This is a genomic window from Chryseobacterium sp. 2TAF14, assembly GCF_052115105.1.
In the GTDB taxonomy this organism is placed as follows: Bacteria; Bacteroidota; Bacteroidia; order Flavobacteriales; family Weeksellaceae; genus Chryseobacterium.
The window spans coordinates 1-6,876 of the sequence record NZ_JBFRGA010000278.1 but is presented as its reverse complement, the minus strand read 5'-3'; the positions used below and the strand labels follow the sequence as shown (position 1 = coordinate 6,876).

The following is a 6,876-nucleotide window of genomic DNA, read 5'->3' as shown; positions in this document are numbered from 1 at the left end:
GTCGAGAAGAAGTTTGGCGTAACCATGCCCTTCCAGACTTTCATCAATTTTGGTATAATACACATTAAGCAGTCTTCCGTCGACAGAAATCGACATATAACCTACTTTTTTATCGTCAATTAACAGTTGCAATTCGTCCTGATAAGGTGTAATTTCAAACTTTATACTTTCCATAATTTCTGATGCTTTTTGGTGAAACTCTTCTTTAAAATTACGAATTAAAATTTTACAAAACCAAGATTTTAAGAATTTTAAAATAATTTATAATCATTTAAATTAAATTTATTCGTTTGAAACAGTATTGGTATTTAAAATTTTGCTGGCTAAAATTTTATCAACCCGGTTTCCGTCTTTATCAATGATTTCCAGAAGAAGATTTCCAATTTTTACCGTGTCGCCGGTTTTCGGCATATCATCATAATCATGGAAGAATAATCCTGAAACAGTCACAAATTCCTTTTCAATCTGTTGGTTTATTTCAATATTAAAATACTTTTTAAAATCATGGATCGGGCATTTACCGTCAATCAGCCATGAGGTTTCATTTCTTTTGATAATATTCGGTTCCTGATCCGTTCCGTCAGGAATATTTCCGATAAGGTCATCCAGAATATCATTTAAAGTGATGATTCCTTTCGTGGTTCCATATTCGTCGATAACGATTGCGATGTGCGACCTGTTATCCTGAAAACTTTCTAAAAGCGGATAAATAAAAGAGTTTTCTCTCACAAAAAACGGTTTTCTAAGATGCTCTTTCAAAGAAAAATTCTGATGCGAAAAATCAAAAAGATCTTTCATTCTTACAATTCCGATGATGTTGTCGATATTATTTCCTTCAGTTACAGGATACGTTGAAAATGAGCAGTTTTTAATTTTTGTTTTAATCGTTTCATAATCGTCATCTGCGTCTAACGAAATAATCTGCGAGCGGTGAGTTGCCAGAGAATTTACCCTTCTGTCGCCCAAAGCAAATGCATTTTTCAGGATGTCGTGCTCTTTTTCTTCGATAATTCCGCCTTCATTTCCTTCTTTAATGATCGATTTTATTTCTTCTTCGGTGACGGTTTCTTTTTTATCATTTTTAATTCCGAACAGTTTTAAAACCCCTTCATTGGTTACGGTAAGCAACCACACAAAAGGCGAAGCGAGTACAGAAAGCCAATACATCGGTTTCGCAATGAAGACTGAAATTTTTTCAGGATATTTTAAGCCTAATCTTTTAGGGATCAATTCGCCAAAAACGATCGATAAAAAAGTAATTATTGCAACAATTAAAACGGCAGCAATTCCTTTAGAATATTCTGAGAAAACCTCAAACTGAGAAATGTATTTCGCAAAATCTGCAGTGAGTTTGTCTCCGGAATAAATTCCTAGCAGGATTCCGATCAGCGTAATCCCGATTTGTACGGTAGAAAGGAATTGATTAGGATTTTCGGAAAGCTTGATGGCAGTTTTCGCGTTAGAGTTTCCTTTCTTTTTAAGATGGCTGAGTTTAAATTTCCGGGAAGAGACCAATGCCATTTCAGACATTGAAAATACCCCGTTGAGAAGTATTAAAACAATGATGATGAAGATTTCCATAGTTAATTTTGGTGATGCTTATAAAATTAAGAAAAAAGAAAATAAAATCTGCTGCTGTTTTTGATTGAATTTAATTATATATTATTTCAGAATTATTCATCTAAAGAACACGCATGAATAAATAAAAAAGTCCGAATTTTGGGGCCTGAAAATTTCATGCGGATGTTAAAAGAGAAAAACAAATTCATTGCAACCATTCTTGCTTTTGCGATGATCCCGATGTCGGGTTTGGCAACAGATATTTATTTGCCTTCAATGCCGAGTATGGCCACCGAACTTCATCAACCGGAAAGTAATATTCAGCTTACTTTATCGATATTTTTAATTAGCTACGGTTTAACGCAGTTTTTTGCGGGAAGCATCGTAGATTCTTTCGGAAGATATAAGATTTCTCTGGCTTCTCTTGCTTTGTTTGTGGTTTCTTTTCTGATTACTGCAACGACTCAGAATATTTTTGTAATCTATGCAATGCGTGTTTTGCAGGGCGTTTTGTCGGGATTTGCCGTTGGTCTAATTTTTATGTTTTGGCAGGGTATAGTTTGATACTTTTAATTTTAGAACTGGTTTTTTCTGGCGAAACCTTAAAGAAAAGAAATCCTTTTCATGTGGAATTTTTGCTGAAAGAATATGATACAATGTTTAAAGCCAAAGATTTTTTCTACGGAATGGTGATGTGCGGAATCAGTTATTCGATGATTATGTTTTTTAATCTCTGCGGATCTTTCATCATCGAACATAAAATGGGCTATTCTGAAGTCATTGCGGGTTATGTTTCTTTAATTTTAGGTTTTGCCTGGATGGCGGGAGGATTTTTAGGAAAAGCATTAATTAATAAAGCGTTTCTTCCCAAAATCCGTAATGCTAATTTCATTCAATTATCATTAATTGTCTTGATGTTTATAGCTTCTTATTTTTCAAATAATATTTACAGTCTGGTTGCTTTTGCATTCGTTATTCATGTGACTGCCGGATTTATTTTTAATAATTATTTCTCTTACTGCATCGGAAGATTCCCAAATTCTGCCGGACTTGCAGGCGGAATGACCGGTGGAGTAGTGTTTATCCTTACTTCTGCAATAAGTTACGGAATTGTAACACTTATTAAACCTCAAATTCAGCTACAGGTTGCTGAAGGATATTTTGTAATGGGAGTTTTAGGATTATTTATTCTGAGTATGATTAAATGGAGAAAAGCGCATGTTTGATTAATTATGAATTATGAATTATGAATTGTGAATTGTGAATTGTGAATTGTGAATTGTGAATTGTTTTTTGATAAATCTCAGATTTTGTACTAATCATATCAATAGGAGCGGGCTTTAGCCCGCTTATTTTTTGTAATATGAAGATTGGCTTTAGCCAAAACTTAAAATATAAATTTTTTACAATTCTTTTCTTTAGATTGTGGTAAATAAATTTGTGTAATTTGTGAAAAATATTCGTGTCATTAGTGTTTAAAAAACCAAAAAAGCCCCTTAAAAAAGGAGCTTTTCATTTATATTAAATCTGAAAATTAGATTCCGTCAATAATTTCATTTAAAACAGTACTTGGTCGCATTGCCTCATACGTTTTGTAAGTGTCAGTTTTAAAGTAACCATCAATATTTTGAGATTTTCCTTGAGCACCGATCAATTCAGCATTGATAACCTCTTCATTTTCCTGCATTGCTTCTGCAACAGGAGCAAACTGTGCAGCCAATTCTGCATCAGCCGTTTGATTTGCCAAAGCTTCAGCCCAGTACATTGCCAAATAGAAGTGAGAACCTCTGTTATCGATTTGTCCAACTTTTCTAGCAGGAGATTTATCAGTTGCTAAGAATTTAGCATTCGCTTCATCCAAAGCATCCGCCAAAACCTGAGATTTTGTATTGTTTTGAGTTTGTGCCAAATGCTCTAAAGAAGCCTGAAGAGCCAAGAATTCACCTAAAGAATCCCATCTTAAATAACCTTCTTCGATGAACTGTTCAACGTGCTTTGGAGCAGAACCTCCCGCTCCTGTTTCAAATAAACCGCCACCGTTCATTAATGGAACGATAGAAAGCATTTTTGCAGAAGTTCCAAGTTCAAGAATCGGGAAAAGGTCAGTTAAATAATCTCTCAATACGTTTCCTGAAACAGAAATCGTATCTTTTCCTTCTCTCGCTCTTTTCAACGTTTCCGTCATTGCATCTTTTACGTCAAGAATTTTAATGTCAAGACCATTTGTATCGTGATCAGCTAAATATTTCTCAACTTTTTTGATCATTTCTCTGTCGTGCGCTCTTCCTTTATCTAACCAGAAAATGGCAGGTGTATCAGATAATCTTGCTCTGTTTACCGCTAATTTTACCCAGTCCTGGATTGGAGCATCTTTCGTCTGACACATTCTGAAAATATCACCCACTTCAACTTTCTGAGAGAGAAGAACATTTCCGTTTTCATCCTGAACTTCAATTGTTCCTTCAGCAGAAGCCTGGAAAGTTTTGTCGTGAGAACCGTATTCTTCAGCTTTTTGAGCCATTAAACCAACGTTCGGAACAGAACCCATTGTTGTAGGATCTAATTTTCCGTGCGCTTTCATATCATCGATAACTGACTGATAGAAACCTGCGTAAGAACGGTCTGGAATGATACAAACCGTATCTTCTTCGTTTCCGTCTTTGTTCCACATTTTTCCTCCGCCTCTTACCAAAGCAGCCATAGAAGCATCAACAATAATATCTGAAGGAACGTGGAAATTCGTAATTCCTTTGTCAGAATTTACCATCGCTACTCTTGGTCCGTTTGCCAAAGCAGCTTCGATATCTCCTTTGATATTAGCTTCCTGCTCATTTCCTTTGATTTTATCGAAAAGATCGGCAAGACCGTTGTTTGGATTAATATCTAAAGACTTGAACGTTTCAGCATATTTTGTAAAAACTTCTTTGAAGAACGTTTCTACGATCGCTCCGAAAATAATTGGATCAGAGATTTTCATCATCGTAGCCTTAAGGTGAGCAGAAAGAAGTACGTTTCTGTTTTTAGCCTCATCAATTGCTTGCTGAACGAAAGCTTTCAATGAATTAGAAGAGTCGATTACTTCTCCAGCCTGAAGAGCTGTGAAATCTTTTAATTGAGTTTCAGAACCATCGTTTCCTTTAAAAACGATTTTGAATTTTGCAGCGTTTTCTACAGTCGTTGAAGTTTCAGTTCCGTAGAAATCTCCGCTATTCATGTGAGCAACGTCAGTTTTGCTGTCAGAAGCCCAGTTACCCATTCTGTGAGGATTTGCTTTTGCGTAGTTTTTAACGGCTTTCGGAGCACGTCTGTCAGAATTTCCTTCTCTTAACACAGGGTTTACAGCACTTCCTAAAACTTTAGCATATTTAGCTTTAATTGTTTTTTCTTCATCATTTTTCGGCTCAGCAGGATAATTTGGAACTGCGAAACCTTTTCCTTGTAATTCAGCAATTGCAGCATCTAATTGCGGAGCAGAAGCTGAAATGTTTGGTAATTTAATAATGTTTGCATCAGGTTGAGTTGCCAATTGCCCCAATTCTGCCAATGCATCACCGATTTTCTGATCATCATTCAAAAACTCAGGGAAGTTGGCTAAAATTCTTCCTGCCAAAGAAATATCCGGAACAGCGATTTCAATGTTTGCTGACTTTGTAAACGCTTTTACGATCGGTAAAAACGAGTGTGTTGCCAACATTGGAGCCTCATCCGTAAGTGTGTAATAGATTTTTGATTTGTCTGACATTATGATGTTAGTTTATTGTTTTAATTTTAAGATTCACAAATTTAGTGATTATGATTGTTTTATTTGGAATCTTTACATAAAAAAAGAGGCTAATGCCTCTTTAAATTTATATCTGGGTTATTGTGTAAGCTCCAGTACCGTCAAAATTTATATTGAATTCAATTTTATAATTTTTCGGAGTACTTGTAAGATTTGGAAAAGTAATATAAGCACCATCTATATCAAAAAGCCCGTCATTCAGATTGTCGCCTAAGACTTCTTCAACATTACCTTGTGAAGCTAGTTTTAAATAAAAAGAACCTCCGTTGCCTGCTGTGACTCCATTTACATTAATCGTGAATTTTCCTGTAGTAGTATTATAGGAAGTAGAAGTTACAGGCATAGTACCTGAAATTACTGTGAACTGAATTTGTGGAGAAAAGTTTGTGAAATGCGCACCTACATTTATTGGTGCATTTATTGGTGCACTATAATCAAGGGCAATTTGGTAAAAACCGTTGGAAGAAACATTATAATTACTCCCATTAAGTGTAATAAATCCATTAGAATCAGAACCATAAGTTTGTGCTCCGTTTGCTTGTGAAGCTAAAAATTTTATTTGTGTATTAGCCTGAAGATATTTATAACCCACTTTTGGAATTCCATTACCTCTCAAAAGTTCAGATGAAGAAGTGTTAAAATTATTATAAGATCCAAACATATATAAATTTGATGGCAGACTGTTTCCTGTTGAGCTGGAGTTTGTAGGTAAGCTCAATGCTCCACTGTCATTCACTCCCAACGTATAAGCTGTTCCATTCGGTGAAGTAAGTGTAATTCCTTGCCCAGCTCCAGTTACAACCGTTTTACTAACTTGAGCATAAGGAACACTCATCAATTGATTTACTCCTACATTTGTATAATTACTTCCACCTGCAGGATCCATTTCTACTTTTACAAATTTTGTGTTCGTTCCCCAATTGATTCCTCCGAAAGTTCCTGTTGTTGCGGTTCCTTCACCAATATTTAGATTTACTAAGCCTTTTGAGTTGGTTGTTTTGTTGTGAGTTTCTGTATATAAAACAGCTCCTGTAGCAGAATTTTCTAAAATGCTGATTTTTAAAGCCACATTTCCGTTGGCAATAGGAGCTCCCGAAGCATTAAATGCAATAGTTTGATAACTAAAAGCTTGCGGAACTTGTGCGCTCAATAATGTTGCTAAGAATAATCCTAATGTAGTGTAGAGTTTTTTCATTTCAAATGAGTTTTTTAAGGTTTTTTGATAATTTTAATAGGTTTGATGTCAGAATTTCTGAAAACAATCACGTAAATTCCTTGTTGGAGATTTCTTAAATCAAGTTTTTCTGATTCTAATTTTGTTCTGAAAACAAGTTTTCCGGAAAGATCATAAATTTCTGCACCTTCGATTTTTGATTTTGAATTTAATTTTACATAAACAAAATCAGCAGTAGGATTGGGATAGATTTTTACATTATCTTTTTCAAGCTCATTAACTCCCAAAACCTGTAAAACAGTCTGGTAAAGCATTCCCATTGTTCCGGAATTTGCTTTGTCGGGATTGGTCGGGATCACAT

6 protein-coding genes are annotated in these 6,876 nt (G+C 35.1%); 2 read left to right on the top strand and 4 right to left on the bottom strand.

What is annotated here, in order from left to right:
• Window positions 1-282: 282 nt before the first annotated feature.
• Complete coding sequence (locus tag AB4Y90_RS17425) at window positions 283-1,581, bottom strand: hemolysin family protein (protein ID WP_441558833.1); 1,299 nt, start codon at window positions 1,579-1,581, stop codon at window positions 283-285.
• Between the two features lie 162 nt (window positions 1,582-1,743).
• Here AB4Y90_RS17425 and AB4Y90_RS17420 point away from each other — a divergent pair, with 162 nt between their 5' ends.
• Both AB4Y90_RS17420 and AB4Y90_RS17415 read left to right on the top strand, forming a co-directional pair.
• Complete coding sequence (locus AB4Y90_RS17420) at window positions 1,744-2,124, top strand: MFS transporter (RefSeq protein ID WP_441558832.1); 381 nt, start codon at window positions 1,744-1,746, stop codon at window positions 2,122-2,124.
• The gene (locus tag AB4Y90_RS17415; protein WP_441558831.1) at window positions 2,106-2,786 is read left to right on the top strand and encodes a hypothetical protein; all 681 of its coding nucleotides are present in this window, start codon (window positions 2,106-2,108) and stop codon (window positions 2,784-2,786) included. The genes AB4Y90_RS17420 and AB4Y90_RS17415 overlap by 19 nt, the downstream gene beginning before the upstream one ends.
• Before the next feature lie 308 nt (window positions 2,787-3,094).
• Here the strand turns inward: AB4Y90_RS17415 and AB4Y90_RS17410 are convergent, their stop codons facing one another.
• The 3 genes from AB4Y90_RS17410 to AB4Y90_RS17400 form a co-directional block, all read right to left on the bottom strand.
• Entirely contained in the window at window positions 3,095-5,302 is a 2,208-nt protein-coding gene (locus AB4Y90_RS17410) for an NADP-dependent isocitrate dehydrogenase (RefSeq protein ID WP_441558830.1), read from the bottom strand.
• A gap of 106 nt (window positions 5,303-5,408) precedes the next feature.
• Window positions 5,409-6,536, bottom strand: coding sequence for a hypothetical protein (locus AB4Y90_RS17405; RefSeq protein ID WP_441558829.1), 1,128 nt, complete (start codon window positions 6,534-6,536; stop codon window positions 5,409-5,411).
• 14 nt (window positions 6,537-6,550) lie between these two features.
• The coding region (locus AB4Y90_RS17400) for a T9SS type A sorting domain-containing protein (RefSeq protein WP_441558828.1) at window positions 6,551-6,876 on the bottom strand (326 nt) is incomplete at its 5' end.

What these genes read in the sequence shown, in the direction of transcription:
- AB4Y90_RS17410 (WP_441558830.1), bottom strand. Translation starts at nt 5,302, where the DNA reads ATGTCAGACAAATCAAAAATCTATTACACACTTACGGATGAGGCTCCA.
- AB4Y90_RS17425 (WP_441558833.1), bottom strand. Translation starts at nt 1,581, where the DNA reads ATGGAAATCTTCATCATCATTGTTTTAATACTTCTCAACGGGGTATTT.
- AB4Y90_RS17420 (WP_441558832.1), top strand. Translation starts at nt 1,744, where the DNA reads ATGTTAAAAGAGAAAAACAAATTCATTGCAACCATTCTTGCTTTTGCG.
- AB4Y90_RS17405 (WP_441558829.1), bottom strand. Translation starts at nt 6,536, where the DNA reads ATGAAAAAACTCTACACTACATTAGGATTATTCTTAGCAACATTATTG.